General features: G+C 45.5%; 19 protein-coding genes. 11 read left to right on the forward strand and 8 right to left on the reverse strand.

The features are described 5' to 3' along the window. The first annotated feature begins 23 nt into the window (after nucleotides 1–23). The 5 genes from accA (at nucleotide 24) to A142_RS18270 (ending at nucleotide 4,197) form a co-directional block, all read left to right on the forward strand. Nucleotides 24–983 carry an acetyl-CoA carboxylase carboxyl transferase subunit alpha gene (gene accA / locus A142_RS18250; protein ID WP_017060731.1) on the forward strand — a complete coding sequence of 320 codons (960 nt, stop codon included), beginning with the start codon at nucleotides 24–26 and terminating at the stop codon, nucleotides 981–983. A gap of 124 nt (nucleotides 984–1,107) precedes the next feature. Further along, complete coding sequence (gene tilS, locus A142_RS18255) at nucleotides 1,108–2,454, forward strand: tRNA lysidine(34) synthetase TilS (RefSeq protein WP_019821618.1); 1,347 nt, start codon at nucleotides 1,108–1,110, stop codon at nucleotides 2,452–2,454. Between the two features lie 46 nt (nucleotides 2,455–2,500). Continuing rightward, a complete protein-coding gene (locus tag A142_RS18260) occupies nucleotides 2,501–2,824 on the forward strand; it encodes a c-type cytochrome (protein WP_019821619.1) in 324 nt (107 codons plus the stop codon). A 130-nt stretch (nucleotides 2,825–2,954) separates the two neighbouring features. After that, nucleotides 2,955–3,293 (forward strand): nitrogen regulatory protein P-II, encoded by a 339-nt coding sequence (glnB, locus tag A142_RS18265; protein ID WP_017063373.1) that lies wholly within the window; start codon nucleotides 2,955–2,957, stop codon nucleotides 3,291–3,293. A 61-nt stretch (nucleotides 3,294–3,354) separates the two neighbouring features. Then, the gene (locus A142_RS18270) at nucleotides 3,355–4,197 is read left to right on the forward strand and encodes an endonuclease/exonuclease/phosphatase family protein (RefSeq protein ID WP_029405394.1); all 843 of its coding nucleotides are present in this window, start codon (nucleotides 3,355–3,357) and stop codon (nucleotides 4,195–4,197) included. A 106-nt stretch (nucleotides 4,198–4,303) separates the two neighbouring features. On the opposite strand, the gene A142_RS18275 is transcribed toward A142_RS18270, so the two are convergent. The 3 genes from A142_RS18275 to gloB all read right to left on the reverse strand — a co-directional run bounded on the left by A142_RS18275 (nucleotide 4,304) and on the right by gloB (nucleotide 7,390). Next, nucleotides 4,304–4,990, reverse strand: coding sequence for a YIP1 family protein (locus tag A142_RS18275; protein WP_017060727.1), 687 nt, complete (start codon nucleotides 4,988–4,990; stop codon nucleotides 4,304–4,306). Further along, on the reverse strand, nucleotides 4,987–6,561 hold the full coding sequence (locus A142_RS18280) for a LysM peptidoglycan-binding domain-containing protein (protein WP_019821621.1): 1,575 nt from the start codon (nucleotides 6,559–6,561) through the stop codon (nucleotides 4,987–4,989). The genes A142_RS18275 and A142_RS18280 overlap by 4 nt, the downstream gene beginning before the upstream one ends. Nucleotides 6,562–6,631: 70 nt before the next feature. Next, nucleotides 6,632–7,390 (reverse strand): hydroxyacylglutathione hydrolase, encoded by a 759-nt coding sequence (gloB, locus tag A142_RS18285; protein WP_019821622.1) that lies wholly within the window; start codon nucleotides 7,388–7,390, stop codon nucleotides 6,632–6,634. A 53-nt stretch (nucleotides 7,391–7,443) separates the two neighbouring features. On the opposite strand from gloB, the gene A142_RS18290 reads away from it, so the two are divergent. Continuing rightward, complete coding sequence (locus A142_RS18290; protein WP_029405395.1) at nucleotides 7,444–8,229, forward strand: class I SAM-dependent methyltransferase; 786 nt, start codon at nucleotides 7,444–7,446, stop codon at nucleotides 8,227–8,229. Nucleotides 8,230–8,306: 77 nt separating this feature from the next. Here the strand turns inward: A142_RS18290 and rnhA are convergent, their stop codons facing one another. Continuing rightward, entirely contained in the window at nucleotides 8,307–8,771 is a 465-nt protein-coding gene (gene rnhA, locus A142_RS18295) for a ribonuclease HI (RefSeq protein ID WP_019821624.1), read from the reverse strand. Nucleotides 8,772–8,827: 56 nt separating this feature from the next. On the opposite strand from rnhA, the gene dnaQ reads away from it, so the two are divergent. Further along, on the forward strand, nucleotides 8,828–9,595 hold the full coding sequence (dnaQ, locus tag A142_RS18300) for a DNA polymerase III subunit epsilon (RefSeq protein WP_017060722.1): 768 nt from the start codon (nucleotides 8,828–8,830) through the stop codon (nucleotides 9,593–9,595). Between the two features lie 9 nt (nucleotides 9,596–9,604). Next, a complete protein-coding gene (locus tag A142_RS18305; protein ID WP_019821625.1) occupies nucleotides 9,605–10,852 on the forward strand; it encodes a TIGR03503 family protein in 1,248 nt (415 codons plus the stop codon). A gap of 127 nt (nucleotides 10,853–10,979) precedes the next feature. Here the strand turns inward: A142_RS18305 and fadE are convergent, their stop codons facing one another. Beyond that, entirely contained in the window at nucleotides 10,980–13,445 is a 2,466-nt protein-coding gene (fadE, locus tag A142_RS18310; protein WP_019821626.1) for an acyl-CoA dehydrogenase FadE, read from the reverse strand. 327 nt (nucleotides 13,446–13,772) lie between these two features. Here fadE and lpcA point away from each other — a divergent pair, with 327 nt between their 5' ends. Further along, complete coding sequence (lpcA, locus tag A142_RS18315; RefSeq protein ID WP_004734322.1) at nucleotides 13,773–14,348, forward strand: D-sedoheptulose 7-phosphate isomerase; 576 nt, start codon at nucleotides 13,773–13,775, stop codon at nucleotides 14,346–14,348. A 65-nt stretch (nucleotides 14,349–14,413) separates the two neighbouring features. Then, complete coding sequence (locus A142_RS18320; RefSeq protein ID WP_019821627.1) at nucleotides 14,414–15,259, forward strand: class II glutamine amidotransferase; 846 nt, start codon at nucleotides 14,414–14,416, stop codon at nucleotides 15,257–15,259. Between the two features lie 141 nt (nucleotides 15,260–15,400). Here the strand turns inward: A142_RS18320 and purN are convergent, their stop codons facing one another. Together purN and purM are read right to left on the reverse strand one after the other, a co-directional pair. After that, the gene (purN, locus tag A142_RS18325; RefSeq protein ID WP_019821628.1) at nucleotides 15,401–16,075 is read right to left on the reverse strand and encodes a phosphoribosylglycinamide formyltransferase; all 675 of its coding nucleotides are present in this window, start codon (nucleotides 16,073–16,075) and stop codon (nucleotides 15,401–15,403) included. A 132-nt stretch (nucleotides 16,076–16,207) separates the two neighbouring features. Then, complete coding sequence (purM, locus tag A142_RS18330; protein ID WP_008222945.1) at nucleotides 16,208–17,248, reverse strand: phosphoribosylformylglycinamidine cyclo-ligase; 1,041 nt, start codon at nucleotides 17,246–17,248, stop codon at nucleotides 16,208–16,210. A gap of 169 nt (nucleotides 17,249–17,417) precedes the next feature. On the opposite strand from purM, the gene upp reads away from it, so the two are divergent. Then, complete coding sequence (gene upp, locus A142_RS18335; protein ID WP_017060716.1) at nucleotides 17,418–18,044, forward strand: uracil phosphoribosyltransferase; 627 nt, start codon at nucleotides 17,418–17,420, stop codon at nucleotides 18,042–18,044. 147 nt (nucleotides 18,045–18,191) lie between these two features. Here the strand turns inward: upp and A142_RS18340 are convergent, their stop codons facing one another. Continuing rightward, entirely contained in the window at nucleotides 18,192–19,430 is a 1,239-nt protein-coding gene (locus tag A142_RS18340; protein WP_017096829.1) for a uracil-xanthine permease family protein, read from the reverse strand. Nucleotides 19,431–19,575: the final 145 nt, after the last annotated feature.

Here is a 19,575-nt window from a genome sequence, read left to right on the forward strand (position 1 = left end):
GCTGAATCAACAAGGATTCATAGATGAGCCTGAACTTTCTAGAATTTGAAAAGCCTATCGCTGAACTTGAAGCAAAAATCGAAGCGCTACGTGACGTTTCGCGTCACGGTGGTGACACAGCGGTAGATCTAGACAAAGAAATCGAACAACTAGAGAAAAAAAGCTTAGAGCTTAAACAGAAAATCTTTAGTGACTTAGGTGCATGGCAGGTAGCTCAACTTGCTCGTCACCCTCAACGTCCTTACACCAAAGATTACCTGGAGCATGCATTCACAGAGTTTGAAGAGATGGCGGGCGATCGCGCTTACGCTGACGACAAAGCTATTGTGGGTGGTATGGCTCGTCTAAATGGCCGTCCTGTTATGGTTATTGGTCACCAGAAAGGTCGTGAGACTAAAGAGAAAGTGATCCGTAACTTTGGTATGCCAAAGCCAGAAGGTTACCGTAAGGCGCTACGTCTAATGGAAACTGCTGAGCGTTTCAACATGCCTATCATCACTTTCATCGACACAGCGGGCGCATACCCAGGTGTTGGTGCTGAAGAACGTGGTCAATCTGAAGCTATCGCTAAAAACCTAAAAGTGATGGCTGGCCTTTCAGTTCCTGTTATCTGTAACGTTGTTGGTGAAGGCGGTTCTGGTGGTGCACTAGCGATTGGTGTTGGTGACTACGTGAACATGCTTCAGTACTCTACGTACTCAGTAATCTCTCCAGAAGGTTGTGCTTCAATCCTATGGCGCGATTCAGATAAAGCACCACAAGCTGCTGAAGCGATGGGCCTGATTGCTCCTCGCCTTAAAGAGCTTGAGCTTATCGACGAAATCATTCCTGAGCCTCTAGGTGGCGCGCACCGCGACCCTGCACAAACGGCTCAGAACATGAAAGACATGTTAGTTAAACAGCTAGAAGAGCTAGAGCAGTTTGATAACGAAACGCTGCTTGAGCGTCGTTACCAGCGTCTAATGAGCTACGGCTACTGCTGATAAGTTGCCTTAGCGATAAGGCCAGCTATACGAACAAGTTGATGAAAGGGTTGGACTCAGTGCCAACCCTTTTTTATTATTAAAAAATTATCCCTTCACACACGACCTCTGGTTTATTAGCCTCATGACACACTTAATTGATACCTTCACATCTGTACTTGATCAAAGCGCGCTTAAGCCTTGTCGGTTGATCGTCGCTTTCAGTGGTGGTGTCGATTCACGAGTTTTGTTGGAGTTGGCTGCCCAATTCGCTAAGTCCCATCACATCGAGTGCTGTGCGGTACATGTTCATCATGGCTTAAGTAACAATGCTGATCACTGGGCAGAGCAGTGCCAAACATGGTGTGATGCTTTGTCTATTCCACTAGCTATTGAGCGAGTGTCGCTGGATGTTAATTGTGGGGAAAGCATAGAAAAGCTCGCTCGAGATGCTAGGTATCACGCCTTCAAACAACATATCCGACACGGCGATGTACTCGTTACTGGCCAACATATCGATGATCAAGTCGAGACTTTCCTGTTAGCGTTGAAGCGTGGCAGTGGTCCGAAAGGGCTCTCTTCTATGGCGAAAGTGATGCCGTTTGCTGATGCTCATATTGTTCGCCCACTGCTGTCGGTGACGAGAATGGAAATTGAAGGGGCGGCGCGCGATATGGCTTTAACTTGGGTAGAAGATGAGAGTAATCAAGACGTTCGCTTTGACCGCAATTTTATTCGTCATCAAGTGACTCCGACACTGACCGAGCGTTGGCCTAGTTTCCGAGAGTCGGTCAGTCGCAGCGCTCAGCTATGTGCAGAGCAAGAGTTACTGTTGGATGAGTTGTTAGAATCTAACTTACAGCAAGCTTTAGGTGGCAATCAAAGTCAAAGCATAAGTATAGAAGCATTATCTCAGCACTCTGATTTACTGCGTGCACGCCTATTAAGAATGTGGCTGAGCCGCTGTAATCAACCGATGCCGAGCCAAAAACAGCTCAAACTTATATGGGATGAGGTGGCATGCGCTCAGGCTGATGCCAACCCTAAGTTGGTGTTGAATGAGGTTGAGGTTAGACGTTTTAATCATCAGCTCTATGTTGTCAAAGAGACCAAAGACTTGTCGAACTGGCAAAGCGATATTTCGATGGAAGAGAGCTTAGTTCTGCCTGATGGTTTAGGGGAGCTACACTTAACTTCAGCGGCGAGTGATGGTGTATCTAACCACCGTGATGTACAACGTTTACGTTTTAGTCTCAACACAGCGAGCAGAACATTGCGAGTGATCTTTAACCCTGAGGGATTGTCAGCACACCCTGTTGGGCGCGGTCATAGCAGGAAGCTTAAGAAGTTGTTTCAAGAGTACCAAGTACCCAGTTGGTTAAGACGCAGAACGCCGATATTAATGGATGGCGATCGAGTGATCGCTGTTTTAGGCTTATTCGTAGATAAAAACTACGAAGGTCAAGATTGTGAAGCGCTTTGGAGCAAGTAGAAAAAGTTTGTGTCACAATTCACCGTCACTTTAATAAAAATAATTAATGGAATATGCAATGAAGAAAATTACACTAGGATTAGTTCTTGGATTTGGACTATTGAGTGGTAACGCTCTGGCGGGTGATGTTGCTGCGGGTCAAGCTAAAGCAGCAATCTGTGCAGCATGTCATGGTGCAGACGGTATCGCAGTGATCCCAGGTTACCCAAACCTTAAAGGTCAAAACGAGCAATATATCGCTTCATCAATTAAGGCCTATAAGAACGGCCAGCGTACTGGTGGTTTGGCCGCTGTAATGCAGGCTCAAGCTTCAATGCTGAGTGATGAAGACATCGCGAATCTAGCCGCTTACTACGCAAGCCTTAAGTAAAATCTTCTCAAAGCGCTGATTAAACAAGATGATAAATTTCGAGCCAGAGCTTTAAAGCTCTGGCTTTTTTCATTGAATGTTTACTATAGCTAACCGATAATGAGCCATTCGCACAGTTTAAGGGATGAACATGAAAAAGATTGAAGCCATTATCAAGCCATTCAAACTTGATGATGTACGTGAAGCACTTGCAGAAGTGGGTATTACGGGTATGACAGTATCTGAAGTTAAAGGCTTTGGACGTCAAAAAGGTCATACTGAGCTATACCGCGGCGCAGAGTACATGGTCGATTTTTTACCTAAAGTGAAACTAGAAATCGTTGTGACCGACGAAGTGGCTGACCAATGTGTTGACACCATCATCGAAACGGCTCAAACAGGTAAAATTGGTGACGGTAAGATCTTCATTACTGAAGTTGAACGTGTGGTACGTATTCGTACTGGCGAAGAAGACGAAGACGCCGTATAAAAAAACTATTACCCTAAAAGGAGCGTTTATCGCTCCTTTTTCATTTCTGGTAGGGTGCTGTATGTTTAAGAAAACCATCATTGTAATCACGCTATTGATAACGCTTGCTGTCGTTAGTTTTCATCTTATCTTCGTTATCCCGAATAAACCCAACCTGATCACTTCCTCTCAAAGTACCAGTAACGACATCTACAGCTGCTACCAAAACTCTGCACCGAAAGCGATTGATGTGTCTGATGGCTTAGACATTACGGTGTGGAATATCTATAAGCAAAACCGAAATAATTGGCAGAGTGAGTTAAATAAGCTGTCGGCAGGTAGCGATATAGTCTTGCTGCAAGAAGCGAGTATGACAGAAGGACTTCGCCAATGGGTAACGAGCGGACAGTGGGGTAGCACTCGTGTTAATGCGTTTGAAGCCTTTGAGCAAAGTGCAGGGGTACTCAACCTAGCAACTCATTTACCGATTGAAGCTTGTGCTTATACTCATGAAGAACCTTGGCTTCAACTGCCTAAATCCGCGCTTTGGTCGCGTTACCAACTAAGCAATGGCGAAGAGCTGGCTGTGATTAATATCCACGCTGTGAACTTTACCTTTGGTACGGAAGATTATGAAGCTCAGCTCAAGAGCTTAACTGATAATCTGCAAAAGTATCGTGGACCTGTTATTTTTGCCGGGGATTTTAATAGCTGGAGTGAAGCTCGCTTTGCTGTATTGAAAGATACGTTGGAGAAGGTTGGTTTGACGGAAGTTGCCTTTGAGCCAGATAACAGAACTCAGTTCATTACAGGACTGGTGCTCGACCACGTGTTCTATCGAGGGCTAGAGGTAGAAAAAGCAAAAGCGCCCATTACGGACGCTTCTGATCATAACCCTATGCGAGTGACCTTTAAGGCTAAATAGTGATTAGCTATTAGTCATTGGAACTTAACCATTTGCACGGTGGTTACGTTGGGAAATCTAACGGAACAATAGGCTAGAGAGTCTTCGCTAGCCTTATCTCTTCTACTTAAAAGATTAAAATGTAGAGCGCCCAGATTAGGTAGTAGCCAACCCATGGTAAGCCTGAAATCACAAGCGCTTGCCCGCGTTCAAACTCAGTCCACGTTAATACCGCAGCATAACCTAGCACGATGTACCATGGCAGAAGCAGTGGTAATGAGCTAGCAAATTGTGACCAATCATTAGTTAGCGGTAACTTGATCAAGCCATTTAAGCTGTTCAAGTCGGCAGCGTAGTTCATCACATGTCCATGCTTGAGTATCAGGCTTGCGTAGCTTGCTACATCACCTAAAACAGCTGGGAATATAACAACCGATGCCGCTGCAAACCATCGCCAAAAGCTGTGTTGGTGTTGGCTTGGCTTGGTTGCTAGGTTAAACCAGAATGCCAATAGAACAATGGTTAATGTTCGGCCAAATACGTCACTGATGATTTCACTTGCGAGTAAGGTATTGCTGTCAAGTAACGCCAATTGGTCAGGGTTCGTTTGAGCCAGTTGCTGCGATAGCTCTGCACTTAACCAGGCAAAATCTACATTCGAAAAATAAGCACCCCAAAATAAAAATGGGCTGAGCATTAATACGACGTAGGGTTGCCATCCCCAAGCACTTCGTTGATAAAGCGCTAAGAAACAAGCTGTTGGCGAACGGAATATATCCAACAGCATGACGAGTGGGTTACTTGACGGGTTCATACACTTACCTTAGTTACATCAACATACAGCTTCAGTTTTTGTCCTGGCTGTAGGTATTTCTTGTTCTGCAAAGTGTTCCATTTTACAACATCTGCACTTTTTACTTTGAACTTTGATGCAATACCGCTGACTGTGTCACCTGATCTCACGTTATAAAAGATCGTACGGATGATGGCGCCGTCTGAACCGTTCTTCCAAATGACCAGTTCTTGACCAACTCTAAGCGTGTCGCGTGGTCCCATGCCATTCCATTTAGCCAGTGACTGGTGAGAGACCTTATTTGCGCGTGCAATCGTCCATAGGCTGTCACCACTTTTTACGGTATGACTAAGCTTATATTGACCACGACTCTTCGACTGTGTGCTTGCTAGGCGATTTGAGGCGCTTAGGGCGTATGTCTTGTCGTCTTTGGTGGATGTTGGGATAAGTAGGTGCTGACCAATACGGATATTGTTGTTGCTCATCCCGTTTGCAGAGCGAATCACTTTGCTGGTGGTGTTGTATTTACTCGCCAATACGCTGATGCTATCGCCAGATTGCACTTTATAACGCACCAACTTCATGCCTTTGCCTTTATTAGCGGCCACTTCTTTGTTGAACTTCTCAACAGAGCTTAGAGGAAGTAATAATTGCTGATGTTTTTCTGGTGCCGTCGCCCACTGGTTATAAGCGGGGTTGTAGCCTTGAAGCTCTTTGACAGGAATGCCTGCGTAGTTCGCAGCAATTGCTAAATCAAGCTGTTCTTCAGGGTTAACCAGAGTCAGCACTGGCTTGTTCGGGATCGCAGGGATATCGATGCCATACTTTTCTTGATTGGCAATGACATCAGCTAGAGCAAGCAGTTTAGGTACATAGCTGCTGGTCTCTTTTGGTAAGTCAAGAGAGAAGAAGTCGATTGGTTTACCCAACTTCTTGTTCTTACGGATTGCGCTGTTTACTCGACCACCGCCACTGTTATAGGCAGCAATCGCATGGTTCCAGTCGCCATCGAAACGTCGGTTAAGGTCTGATAAGAAATCCAATGCGGCGTCGGTAGAAGCGGCAACATCACGGCGGCCGTCATACCAAAAGTTCTGTTCAAGCCCGTAGTCTTTGCCAGTGCCTGAAATGAATTGCCATAGACCTGCAGCACTGCCATGAGAGTAGGCAAACGCATCGAAAGAGCTTTCTACAACGGGTAGTAGTGCCAATTCTAGTGGTAAGCCTTTTTCTTCAATCTTAGTCGTGATCAGATACAAGAAAGGTTCAGCACGCTTTGATACGGTTTTTAGATGACTCGGGTGCTTGAGATACCAAGTTCGGTAGTAGTCGACCTTCTTTTGGTCTGGCACTTCCATTTCAAGTTGCATCGCAATGCGTTTCCAAACATCTTCTTGTGTTTGTGGAGTAACGACAGGTGCTTCAACTTTTTGATCTTCTTTGGCTGTTTCTTCTGATGAAACGTTCGCTTGAGAAACTTCTTTAGTAGGAGATGTGTTGGTTTGCTCGGAAGCTTGGTCTGGATTCTCTGACTGAGTTAATTGGCAACCAGAAAGTAGTAATACCAAAGCCCAGCTGTACTTAACTCGCATGTTACAGCCTTTTTAATTAACGGCCGATGATAATACTTGCCACCCCCTATGAGTGACAAGCCTGTATTTGTTAAAATTCGTTCTTCCACGCACGTAAAGCGGTGAATACCGATAAAGGATCGGTCTGCTCGGTGCGATTAGACACTGATTTCACTACACTTGGCTCGGTATAGCGCAGGAAGGGGTTCACAAACTTCTCTTGTCTCAAATTTGTGGGGATGGTCGACTTATTTTGAGCGCGAAGTCGGTTCACTTGGTCGCGATATTGCTGCAAATGTTGGTTATCAGGCTCTACGGCTAATGCGAAAGCGATATTGGCTGCAGTGTACTCATGTGCACAATAAACTTCGGTTTCTTGAGGCAGCGCCGTGATCTTATTCAGTGCATCGAACATCTGTTGTGGTGTGCCTTCCATGATTCGGCCACAGCCCGCAGAGAACAACACATCACCACAAAACAGTTTGGCATCGCCCACATAACCAATATGACCCGCGGTGTGGCCACTGAGTCCTAGGACGAGAAATACTTCGCCAAACAGTTCTAATTGATCACCATCATCGACCGGATGAGTTAAAGTAGGGATAGGTTCATTCCTTGGACCCACGACATCCACGCCGGGAAATTGTCTAACGAGTTCTGGAACACCACCAATGTGATCGTGGTGGTGGTGAGTAATCAAGATTGCATCTAAAGTTAGCTCATGGTGTGCTAAGTACTCTAATACTGGAGCCGCATCACCAGGGTCGACGACAGCACAACGGCGATCGCTATTTTCAATCAGCCAGATGTAATTGTCGTTAAATGCAGGTATGCTTTTGATATGTAACATTATTGGTTCTCCAGTCACTTTTAGTGCGACAGAATAAGTGAGACAGATTATTGATGAAGCCAGCACGTAGCAGAAAGAAGTTTGAACGTCCTTACACTTGGGCGCAATTGCACAATGGGGACTGGTTGAGAGAATCTATTCAAACTCGACTCGATGAGTGGTGCCCAAAGCTATTTGGTTACCATATGCTCAAGCTCGGTGGCCTCAGTAGTGAGATTTCTAGCTGCACATGCAACATTCAACATCAAGTAAACCTAGATATCCAGAACCCATTACATAATGTGATAGCGGATGGCTATAATTTACCCTTTTTGGAGAAAAGCTTTGATGTTGTAGTACTGAGTCATCAGCTAGATTATAGCAATGACCCGCATCGATTATTGAGAGAAGTCGATCGAGTGATGATGGACGATGGCTATATCATTATCACGGGCTTCAACCCAATCAGTGTCACTGGGCTTGCCAGTTTGATGCCTTGGCGAAAGAACAGCTTACCCTGGAGTGGGCGTATGTACACGCCAAGTCGAATTAAAGACTGGTTAGGTGTACTTAACTATGAAGTAATTCATTGTGACACCTACGCACTGTTTCCGATGAGTAAGTATCAAGCGATGTGGACGTGGTTGGAGAACAGCTTAGGTGGCTGCGCATCTTTTGCTGGAAGCCAATACTTTATTGTTGCTCGTAAACGTACTTACCCGCTTAAACCTATCAAGCCACATTGGCACCTCAAGCGACGTTTCTCGCCGGTTGGAGCAAGCTTTAGAACCAACTCGCGTCGTACAATGGACACAGCTAAAGCTTCATACCCGTTAAAAACAGAAAAAGCCGACTCGTAGTCGGCTTTTCATCTATCTATAAGTTTAAGAAACTATAAACTTGCTTCTGAAATCTACATCTCATTCAGTGAAGATGACTAGCTCGGTTGATAACCCGTATCTTCTTGAGTTGGGTTTTCAGCTGCCGTTCTTGCTAAATCATCACACATTTCGTTTTCTCTGTGTCCCGCGTGTCCTTTTACCCAGCGCCAATCAACGCTATGGCGAGCGGTTTCTTTATCGAGCCTTTGCCACAGATCGGCATTTTTAACCGGTTTTTTGTCGGCTGTTTTCCAGTCACGCTTTTTCCAGTTATGAATCCATTGTGTGATGCCTTGACGCACGTATTGGCTATCTGTGGTCAGAATCACAGAGCAAGGTTCTTTGAGGGCTTGGAGAGCAACGACAGCTGCGAGCATTTCCATGCGGTTATTGGTTGTTAGCGTGAAGCCTTCTGCTAGCGTCTTCTCGACTTTCTTGTAGCGAAGCACGATGCCATAGCCACCGGGACCAGGGTTGCCTAAACAAGAACCATCAGTGAAAATTTCAACTTGTTTCGTCATGATTTGATACTATTACCTCAAGCACATTATCGGCATAGTCTGACACAGTTATCCTTATGAATACCAGTAGCACTCCAGAACAAAGCACGAACGAAAAAAACAGTTCGAACGAAAATAAGCGCATTGTTGTACTCGATACCGAAACCACCGGTATGAATACAGAAGGTGGTCCTCACTATATGGGCCACCGCATCGTTGAAATCGGTGCAGTAGAGATCATCAACCGTAGGCTGACCGGGCGTCATTTCCACGTCTACATCAAGCCTGATCGTGCGATTCAAGAAGAGGCGATTGGCGTTCACGGTATTACCGATGAATTCTTGATTGATAAGCCTGAATACCAAGACATACATAAAGAGTTTCTCGACTTTATCAAAGGTGCGGAGCTGGTGGCTCATAACGCGCCCTTCGATACGGGTTTTATGGACTATGAGTTTGAGAAGCTCAACCCTGCGATAGGTAAAACGGATGACTACTGTAAAGTTACCGATACCTTGGCAATGGCGAAGAAGATATTCCCAGGTAAAAGAAACAACCTAGATATCTTATGTGACCGTTACGGTATTGATAACTCGCACCGTACTCTCCACGGCGCATTGCTCGATGCGGAGATCCTAGCCGACGTCTACTTATTGATGACGGGTGGTCAAACTTCGCTGCAATTTAACGCTGGTCAACAGGAAGGCGAAGCCGAAAGCATACGAAGAGTAGAAAGTGGTCGAAAATCCCTAAAGGTTTTACGAGCTACGGCCGATGAAGTAGAAGCGCATCAAAGTCGTTTAGATCTCGTCGAGAAAAGCGGAAGCTGCCTCTGGCGTCAGTAGGGAGAAAGTATGTTAAGGGTACTGGCTACCGGTTGCTTATTGCTGTTAAGCTTTGGCTTACATGCAGCAACCGAATCCGTAATGAGTTTATTGGACAACCGTTTTCGAGTTGATCCCAGTATTGAACAAGTCACCTTTGTGATTTATCGAGCCGATAATTCTAAACCTGTCGTTTTGGTTCGCCCTGATGGCAAGAAATACTACTCTTGGCGCAATGCTGATAATGTCCGTTGGTACGAAGAATCGTCCATGGACATTATCTCTATCGACAATCCGATGTCTGGCCCTTGGCAAGCGATAGGTAAAGTTTCCCCTAAGAACAATATCAAGCTGCTGTCTCATCTTGTTTTGGATGCTAATGAGTTCCCAGATAAGTTGTATCAAACAGAACGCATCAAATTTACCGCTCGACTAACCTCTGATGGCAAGCCGCTGGTGCTGCGCGATTTTCTCGATCGCGTAAAGCTTAAGGTCACCTTTACTAAGTTTGTTGAAAACGAAGAGTCTTTGGTGAGAGAAGCGCGCCCGGTGCCGGTTGTGATGGGCGAGTTTGCCGACGATGGTGCTGATCTTGATGAAAAGGCTGGAGATGGTGTGTTCACGGTCTCTTTGCCAATAGATATCGAGCCTGGTAAATACCGAGCACGTATTACCTCTGGTAATGGTGTGTTCTTGCGAGCGCAAGAGCAAGAAGTCTTGGTTTACCCAACACCGATCACTAGCACCTTCATTCAGTCACGAAAAGAGGGCTTACCTCATACGATTGTGGTGTCTGGTGAGCAGGGGATGCTCGCACCGAGCTCGTTAGCGGTTCATGTTGAGCACAAGGCTCCTGATGAATATGTGATGTACAAGCAGGGGCAAGCTGAAGTCGACGCAATGAAAGTCGCTCTTGAGGTGCCTTACAATGGCGATTTAGGGATCTATAATTGGTCAGGGATGGTTTACGCCACTGATGCTTCAAGTCAGCGCCCGCTGATCTTTCCAATTACCGAGCAGTCGTACAGCGTTGTTGAAGATATCGACTTAGCAGAGTCACGACGCCTTCAAGAACAAGCACTTGCTGAACAGAAGCGTATCGCAACAGAGTTGATGATCCTTCAAAAACGTGAAGATGATAGACAGCGCAGTATGATCATTATTGCGGTGGGTAATGTGGTCGCGATTCTATTGGGCTTATTGATTTGGTTTGTGGTTCGTAAGGTTAAAGCGAAGAAAAAAGCGTTACCTGAGATGCAGCTCAAGGCGCCCAAGTAACTCGCATAGATGATTAGATTGCTAGAGAGAATAAGCCGCTAGATAAAGCATTGGAATTTGTGGCAACGAAATCATGAACAAAAAAACGGGACTCATAGGAGTCCCGTTTTTGTTTCTTTTTCTGGCCTTAAGCGACGTTATCAATCGATTGGTCTGGGTACTGAGACTTTGCTGCAAGCTCCTCTGGTGAGAAGTCATCCACGTTAATCGTGTACAGTCTATGTTCCTCAGCGCTAATCAGAAGCTTTGCTTCGTCTTGCGTTAAGATACCTTTCTCAAGTCCCAACTGAGCAACAAGATCAAGTCGTAAGAAGGCACGTTTTTGATGCGTCTCTTTGCAGACTTTGTCGAACAGGGGTTCAGCTTGAAGAATCACTTCTAGCGCTTTTTCAATCTTACCTACTGGGTTGTATTCCGTCGCTTCTAGGTATTGGCCGCGACCTATACGAGAGCGTGTTTCGCTTGGTGTTTGTAGAATGTGCGCGACTTTGCTATCCAGTTTGTCGTTTGGTGCACGACGGATACGGCCAAATGGCATTAACACAACACGAAGCAGGCGACCAATCACAGGGTTAGGGAAGTTCGCTAAGAACTCATCAATCGCCACTTCAGTCTGACGTAAGCTATCTTGCATACCCCAATGTACTAACGGTAGATCTTCAGCGTGGCTGCCTTCACTTTCAAAGCGCTTCAACGTTGCTGAACCGAGGTAAAGTTGACTCAGGATATCACCCAGTCTTGCTGATAAACGTTCTCTACGCTTCAGTGATCCGCCCAGAACTGCCATTGAAATATCAGACAGTAGCGCAAGGTTTGCACTGTAGCGGTTTAGCTGTTGGTAGTAACGCTGTGTCTGTTTATCCGTTTTATTTGAAGGTGTTGGCGCATCAGAACCACGACCGTCGGTTAAACCAAACCACAAACTGCGGACTAGGTTACTCATCGTAAAGCTAACGTGTCCTGCTAACGCTGAATCAAACTTATCAAGCGCATCGCTGCTTTCAGAATAAGCGGCTTCCATTTCGTTAAGTACGTAAGGGTGACAGCGAATCGCACCTTGACCATAGATGATCATTGAACGAGTCAGGATGTTTGCGCCTTCAACCGTAATCGCGATAGGTGAGCCTTGGTAGCCACGAGCTAGGAAGTTCGATGGGCCTAAACAAATGCCTTTACCGCCGACGATATCCATCGCATCAATGATGCTGCGTTGGCCACGGTGAGTACAGTGGTACTTAACGATTGCAGAGATAACCGAAGGCTTTTCGCCAAGGTCGATGCCCGCGACGGTTAGGTTACTTGCTGCGTCCATTACATAAGCGTTACCCGCTAGGCGTGCAAGTGGCTCTTCAACCCCTTCCATGCGGCCAATCGGTTGTTTGAACTGACGGCGGATACGAGCGTAAGCACCTGTTGCGAGCGCAGCAGACTTAATGCCACCGGTTGAGTTTGAAGGCAGTGTGATACCACGACCAACCGACAGACACTCAACCAGCATACGCCAGCCTTGACCAGCCATTTTCTGGCCACCAATGATGAAATCGATAGGCACGAAGATATCGTCGCCTTGGGTTGGACCATTCTGGAAAGGTACGTTTAGTGGGAAGTGGCGGTTGCCAATCTCTACGCCTTTTAAATCCGTTGGGATAAGCGCACAGGTGATACCAAGATCTTTTTGGTCACCAAGCAGACCATCCGGGTCACGCAATTTAAAAGCCAAGCCTAAAACGGTCGCGACAGGCGCGAGAGTGATGTAACGCTTGTTCCAAGTTAGGCGCATGCCCAATACTTCTTCGCCTTGCCAGTCGCCTTTACAAACCACACCGTAATCTGGGATTGAACCTGCATCTGAACCGGCTTCTGGGCTAGTCAGAGCAAAACAAGGGATCTCTTTACCTTCCGCTAGGCGAGGCAGGTAGTGGTTTCTTTGTTCTTCTGTACCGTAGTGCTGTAATAGCTCACCAGGGCCTAATGAGTTAGGTACGCCAACCGTCGATGACAATACGCTCGAAACGCCCGTTAGCTTCTGTAGAACCAAAGATTGAGCGTAAGCTGAGAATTCTAAGCCGCCGTATTTTTTCTTGATTATCATGGCGAAGAATTTATGGTCTTTCAGGTATTGCCATACTTCTGGTGGTAAATCAGCAAGCTCATGAGTGACTTGGTAATCATTGACCATTTCACACACGGTATTTACTGGACCATCTAAAAACGCTTGCTCAGCTTCAGAGAGTTTCGGGTCAGCAATGTTCTGAAGCTTCTTCCATTCAGGTTTGCCTTTGAACAGCTCTGCTTCCCACCATACTGTGCCAGCTTCTAGTGCTTCTTTTTCTGTCTGAGACATCGCCGGTAGAACTTTCTTAAATAAAGAGAGTGCTTTTTGGCTGATCAGTGTCTGACGAATGGTCGGTACAGCAAAGATCGCAACGGCTAATAGATAGCAAAGCCAGCCAGTAACAGCCACGCCGCCAAACAGTGTTAATGCTACCATTGCGCCGGTTAATACAACTAATGCACGTACCAGACTAACTCTATGGTAAAGACAGACGCCTAAGATGGCGGTCATGCCGAGTAGGGAGAGCAATATGTTCATGATCGATTTCCTTTTCAGAGATCACTTATTGTTATTAAGTTTAGGTAAGAGGTCTAACCAGTTAAGTGTAAACAAAATATTAAATATTTGTAAAACTCTAAAGTGAATAAAAAGTGATCTCAATAGAGTTAAAGTTCTAATTGTGAGAGGTTGGTGGCGAATATTTGGACGGATCGGCAGTGAGACTCTAATAAAGGTGGCAATCTTTGGGCTTAAGTGTCGACACTATTTCATGTTTGTGGGTAAACTCAGGTAAAAGAGGGGAAAACCCTCAGCTCTCATTTCACGTACTTTAAGTTGCGTAAAAAAATATAAGAGATAAGCCTTATGTACCATGACCTAATCAAAAGTGAATTGAACGAAGCTGCTGACGTTCTGAATAAGTTCCTGAGTGATGACCATAACATCGCTCAAATTGAAGCGGCGGCAAAACTGATTGCTGACTCCTTCAAGCAAGAGGGCAAAGTGCTTTCTTGTGGCAACGGTGGTTCACACTGTGATGCAATGCACTTCGCGGAAGAGCTTACTGGCCGATACCGTGAAAACCGTCCAGGTTACGCTGGTATTGCGATTTCAGATCCAAGCCACCTGTCTTGCGTGAGTAATGATTTTGGCTACGACCACGTATTTTCTCGTTATGTAGAAGCGGTAGGTCGTAAAGGTGATGTGTTGTTCGGTCTGTCGACTTCAGGTAACTCTGCCAATATTCTAAAAGCGATTGAAGCTGCTCAAGCTAAAGGCATGAAGACGATTGCATTGACGGGTAAAGATGGCGGTAAAATGGCAGGTTGTGCCGATATCGAAATTCGAGTTCCACATTTTGGTTACGCTGACCGCATCCAAGAGATTCACATTAAGATCATCCACATTGTGATTCAGCTTGTTGAAAAAGAAATGGAATAATAGTTTTAAAGACATTTGGGGCCCAACTTAGGCTCCATTGGTTTTGATAGGGAGTAGATTAAACCATGTGTGAATTGCTCGGTATGAGCGCGAATGTGCCAACTGATATTTGTTTTAGCTTTACTGGTCTTATGCAGCGTGGAGGCAATACCGGCCCGCACCGCGATGGCTGGGGTATTACTTTCTATGAAGGAAAGGGTTTCCGTACGTTTAAAGATCCTAACCCTAGTTGTGAATCCAAGATCGCTGAGTTGGTTCAAAACTACCCAATTAAAAGTCAAGCTGTTGTCAGTCATATCCGTCAAGCTAATCGTGGTGGCGTTAATCTAGAAAATACTCACCCATTTACCCGTGAGCTTTGGGGACGATACTGGACCTTCGCCCATAATGGCCAATTAACGGATTACGATGATCTGGTTAGTGGTCGTTTCAGACCGGTCGGTGAGACGGACAGTGAACTTTCTTTCTGTTGGTTAGTGAAACAATTAGAAGATCGTTTTCCTGAACCACCACAGGACATGGAAGGTATGTTTCGCTTTGTCGCTGAGTGTTGTGATCAGCTAAGAGAGAAAGGCGTCTTCAACATGTTACTCAGTGATGGTGAGTACGTGATGACCTACTGTACGAATCATTTGTACTGGATAACAAGACGCGCGCCTTTTGGCAATGCGAGCCTGATTGATGAAGATGTTGAGATAAACTTCCAAGAAGAGACCACGCCGAATGATGTGGTCACGGTGGTAGCAACTCAGCCTCTAACATGCAATGAAGAGTGGTTTAGAATGAAGCCGGGCGAATACGCGTTGTTTCATTTTGGTGAGCTGATCGGCAATAACTATAAAGCCTTGGAAGATGTTGCTTATGCACCTAAAAAGGTTGCAAGCCAAGCACCAACTGAGCCATTGAGCTAAACGTTCCGAATAGTATCATTTTTGATCCGAACATAAGAAAGGCCGCTTACTGAACCAATAAGTCAATAAGCGGCCTTTTTATTTTCTGATTTTTAAGGGCTTGCTCTTTAGTGATTTACTTTGCGAGAACAGCTATACGAATTACTCTTCTGCGTAACCGTGTTTGCCTAATATTTTACCGTCTAAGACAGCTTGCCCGTTTACCATCGATAAACGATCTTCGGCAAACCATTTACAGACCATAGGGTAAATGCAGTGTTCTTGGGTAAGCACTCGGCTTGCTAATATGTCAGCATCATCATCTTTAAATACTGGCACCTTAGCCTGTAAGATCACTGGGCCACCATCGAGCTCTTCGGTAACAAAGTGAACGCTGGTGCCGTGTTCTTTGTCTTGCGCATCAATGGCACGCTGGTGGGTGTGTAGGCCTGGGTATTTAGGTAACAGGGAAGGATGGATGTTGACCATTTTACCCGCATAGTGACGAACAAACTCTGAACTCAGGATACGCATGTATCCCGCAAGTACGATTAAATCGGGTTGGTATGCATCAATCTGAATCATCAATTCATGATCGAACTCTTCACGTGAACCAAAGTCTTTTGGATTCACTGAATGTGCGTCAACACCTGCGGTTTTCGCTCGTTCTAATCCAAAAGCCTCTGCTTTGTTTGAGAAGACAGCCTTAACTGAAGCATCAATCATATTATTATCACAGGCATCCAAAATTGCCTGTAAGTTACTTCCGCTTCCTGAAACTAACACAACGATGTTTTTATTAGAGTGACTGGTTTTATTTGAGTGATTGTTTTTCATAGAGTGGGTCATACGATTGATTAACTGAACTGTTTACAATGTACCTACATAAACTAAGGTTTTCTGCGGGCTAAATAGCAAAATGAGGACCATTAGGTCCTCATTGATTAACTAAGTAAGTGAACGTATCACTTATTTGATTTCTACTTGCTCTTCGCCAGCTTCAGCGTTTGCGATCTCACCGATAACCCAAGCGTTTTCGCCTTCAGCTTTCAGTAGTTCAACAGCAGCGTCTGCTTGATCTTTAGGTAGAGCAACAACTAGGCCTACACCACAGTTGAAAGTGCGGTACATTTCAAATGTCTCCACGTTACCTTTCTCTTGTAGCCAGTTGAAGATAGCAGGCCATTCCCAGCTCTTGCCATCAATGACGGCTTTAGTACCTTCAGGAAGTACGCGTGGGATGTTTTCCCAGAAACCACCACCTGTGATGTGCGAGATAGCATGAATGTCATGCTCTGCAATCATCTTAAGTGCCGATTTGATGTAAATCTTAGTAGGTTCTAGTAGGTGCTCACCAATAGTGCGACCTTCTAGCTCTTCACTCTTATCAGCACCAGAAACTTCTAGAACTTTACGAATTAAAGAGTAACCGTTTGAGTGTGGACCACTTGAGCCAACAGCGATAAGTGCGTCACCTGCTGCTACTTTAGTACCGTCGATGATGTCAGCTTTCTCTACAACACCAACACAGAAGCCAGCTACGTCGTAGTCGTCGCCTTCGTACATGCCTGGCATTTCAGCCGTTTCACCGCCGATTAGTGCACAACCAGCTTGAACACAGCCTTCTGCAATACCAGAAACAACGTCTGCTGCTGTATCTACATCTAGCTTACCTGTTGCGTAGTAGTCTAGGAAGAATAGCGGCTCACCACCTTGAACGATTAGGTCGTTCACACACATTGCCACTAGATCGATACCAATGGTGTCGTGTTTTTTCAGATCCAAAGCAAGGCGAAGTTTAGTACCAACACCATCAGTACCTGAAACAAGTACTGGCTCTTTGTATTTCGTTGGAAGTTCACATAGGGCGCCAAAGCCACCAATACCGCCCATTACTTCAGGGCGACGAGTGCGTTTAACAGCACCTTTAATACGGTCTACTAGTGCATTACCTGCGTCGATATCAACACCAGCGTCTTTGTAGCTTAGAGAAGAAGTATTACCACTCACGGGATAGTCCTCGAACTTAAGTTGGATGTGAAAACGGCGCTATTCTAACAGGGCTTGATTACCAAGAGCAAACGTTTGCGCGGTTTTTTTTATTAGAATAAAGATTCTGAAATAACCACAAAGTTCGTGTATAATCTACAGGTTTGTTTAAATATTGCCGGAGTTGGAAATGAAAGTTGTTGAAGTGAAACACCCGCTAGTAAAACATAAAATTGGCCTGATGCGTGAAGGTGAGATTAGCACTAAGCGTTTTCGTGAGCTAGCGACAGAAGTGGGTAGCCTTCTAACATACGAAGCGACATCAGACTTTGAAACTGAGCGCGTAACGATTAACGGTTGGAACGGTCCAGTTGAAGTTGACCAAATTAAAGGTAAAAAAGTAACTGTAGTGCCAATCCTACGTGCTGGTCTAGGCATGATGGACGGCGTTCTTGAGCACATCCCAAGTGCACGTATCAGTGTTGTTGGTATCTACCGTGACGAAGAAACGCTTGAGCCAGTACCATACTTCAACAAGCTTGCATCTAACATCGACGAGCGTATTGCTCTAGTCGTAGATCCAATGCTTGCGACAGGTGGTTCTATGATCGCGACTATTGACCTGATGAAAGAGAAAGGTTGTAAGCACTTTAAGATTCTTGTGCTTGTTGCTGCTCCTGAAGGTATCGCTGCTCTAGAAAAAGCGCACCCAGATGTTGAGCTTTACACGGCCGCAATCGATGAGAAGCTAAACGACAAGGGTTACATTGTTCCTGGTCTTGGCGATGCTGGTGATAAGATCTTCGGTACTAAGTAATTCGGTTTCAGCTTAAGTGACTCTAAACCGTTTCTTAACTCGCTGAATTTAGCCGTATTAATAAAAAGGGAGAGCATTCGACGCTCTCCCTTTTTTGATCTGGCTAATTTGCGATGCTTTTTACTTAGTATCACAAGCCTCAATCAGTTAGTCGATTTGCGCTTTGTCTACCACAGTGTTGTCACCTAGCTCTTCTGGAAGTACTAGGTTAAGTAGAATCGCCACGATACCGCACAAGCTTACGCCCTGTAGGCTGAAATCACCGATACCAAAGGCCATGCCGCCAATACCAAAGACTAAAGTAATGCCGACAATCACAAGGTTGCGTGATTTGTGTAGGTCAACTTTGTTTTGAATTAGAGTATTCAAACCTACGGTTGCGATAGAGCCAAACAGTAGAATCATGATGCCGCCCATTACAGGAACCGGAATCGTTTGAAGTAGTGCACCTAGCTTACCGACCAATGCAAGAACGATAGCTGTTACAGCAGCCCAAGTCATGATCACTGGGTTGAATGCTTTGGTCAGCATTACTGCACCTGTTACTTCACTGTACGTAGTGTTTGGTGGCGCGCCCAGCATTGAAGCGGCAATGGTTGCCACGCCGTCGCCAGTAATAGTGCGGTGTAAACCTGGTTTCTTAAGGTAGTCTTTGCCTGTTACATTAGAAATAGCAAGCATGTCGCCTACGTGCTCAACAGCAGGTGCAATCGCGACAAACACCATAAAGAAGATAGCGTTGATGTTGAACTCTGGCGCTGTGAAGTTTGGTAGTGCTAACCAAGATGCTTGCGCTACTGGAGTGAAGTCTACCGCGCCGTATACCAAGCTGGTGATGTAACCCGCAACAATACCACCGAAGATTGGCAGTAGCTTAAGGAAGCCTTTTGAAAACACACTGATGACAATCGTCACTAACAGTGAAATCGAAGAGATCCACAGTGCAGCGTCTGCATCAACAAGCTGAACCGCACCATCGCCTGTCTTACCTAGCGCCATGTTAACTGCAACAGGTGCAAGACCTAAACCGATAACCATGATCACAGGGCCAACCACCACGGGTGGAAGCAGTTTATGGATGAAGGCTACGCCACGCACTTTAATCAACGCGCCCATTAAGACATACACAACACCTGCTGCCATTAGGCCGCCCATGGTTGCACCAACACCCCAAGTTTGAATACCAAACATGATAGGCGCGATGAATGCAAAAGAAGACGCTAAGAAGATTGGCACTGAACGGCGTGTAATAAGTTGGAACAAAAGGGTACCGATACCCGCGCCAAAGAGTGCAACGTTGGGATCAAGTCCTGTTAGTAGCGGCACGAGTACAAGCGCACCAAACGCTACAAACAGCATTTGCGCACCTTGCAGAGCATTTTTCATGTTATGTCCTTAAAAATGGTCGTTATATGAAAAGTGAAAAATAAAATTCGCGGGATTCTATCACTTAGCAATCGATTGCCACACCAAATAGATCAAATTTATTTATCTTAGTGATGTTTTATATCCATCTAAGCCCTAGAAATTC

It is taken from the genome of Vibrio splendidus 12E03, assembly GCF_000272105.2.
Classification (GTDB): domain Bacteria; phylum Pseudomonadota; class Gammaproteobacteria; order Enterobacterales; family Vibrionaceae; genus Vibrio; species Vibrio splendidus_I.

What these genes read in the sequence shown, in the direction of transcription:
- accA (WP_017060731.1), top strand. Translation starts at nt 24, where the DNA reads ATGAGCCTGAACTTTCTAGAATTTGAAAAGCCTATCGCTGAACTTGAA.
- tilS (WP_019821618.1), top strand. Translation starts at nt 1,108, where the DNA reads ATGACACACTTAATTGATACCTTCACATCTGTACTTGATCAAAGCGCG.
- A142_RS18260 (WP_019821619.1), top strand. Translation starts at nt 2,501, where the DNA reads ATGGAATATGCAATGAAGAAAATTACACTAGGATTAGTTCTTGGATTT.
- glnB (WP_017063373.1), top strand. Translation starts at nt 2,955, where the DNA reads ATGAAAAAGATTGAAGCCATTATCAAGCCATTCAAACTTGATGATGTA.
- A142_RS18270 (WP_029405394.1), top strand. Translation starts at nt 3,355, where the DNA reads ATGTTTAAGAAAACCATCATTGTAATCACGCTATTGATAACGCTTGCT.
- A142_RS18275 (WP_017060727.1), bottom strand. Translation starts at nt 4,990, where the DNA reads ATGAACCCGTCAAGTAACCCACTCGTCATGCTGTTGGATATATTCCGT.
- A142_RS18280 (WP_019821621.1), bottom strand. Translation starts at nt 6,561, where the DNA reads ATGCGAGTTAAGTACAGCTGGGCTTTGGTATTACTACTTTCTGGTTGC.
- gloB (WP_019821622.1), bottom strand. Translation starts at nt 7,390, where the DNA reads ATGTTACATATCAAAAGCATACCTGCATTTAACGACAATTACATCTGG.
- A142_RS18290 (WP_029405395.1), top strand. Translation starts at nt 7,444, where the DNA reads ATGAAGCCAGCACGTAGCAGAAAGAAGTTTGAACGTCCTTACACTTGG.
- rnhA (WP_019821624.1), bottom strand. Translation starts at nt 8,771, where the DNA reads ATGACGAAACAAGTTGAAATTTTCACTGATGGTTCTTGTTTAGGCAAC.
- dnaQ (WP_017060722.1), top strand. Translation starts at nt 8,828, where the DNA reads ATGAATACCAGTAGCACTCCAGAACAAAGCACGAACGAAAAAAACAGT.
- A142_RS18305 (WP_019821625.1), top strand. Translation starts at nt 9,605, where the DNA reads ATGTTAAGGGTACTGGCTACCGGTTGCTTATTGCTGTTAAGCTTTGGC.
- fadE (WP_019821626.1), bottom strand. Translation starts at nt 13,445, where the DNA reads ATGAACATATTGCTCTCCCTACTCGGCATGACCGCCATCTTAGGCGTC.
- lpcA (WP_004734322.1), top strand. Translation starts at nt 13,773, where the DNA reads ATGTACCATGACCTAATCAAAAGTGAATTGAACGAAGCTGCTGACGTT.
- A142_RS18320 (WP_019821627.1), top strand. Translation starts at nt 14,414, where the DNA reads ATGTGTGAATTGCTCGGTATGAGCGCGAATGTGCCAACTGATATTTGT.
- purN (WP_019821628.1), bottom strand. Translation starts at nt 16,075, where the DNA reads ATGAAAAACAATCACTCAAATAAAACCAGTCACTCTAATAAAAACATC.
- upp (WP_017060716.1), top strand. Translation starts at nt 17,418, where the DNA reads ATGAAAGTTGTTGAAGTGAAACACCCGCTAGTAAAACATAAAATTGGC.
- A142_RS18340 (WP_017096829.1), bottom strand. Translation starts at nt 19,430, where the DNA reads ATGAAAAATGCTCTGCAAGGTGCGCAAATGCTGTTTGTAGCGTTTGGT.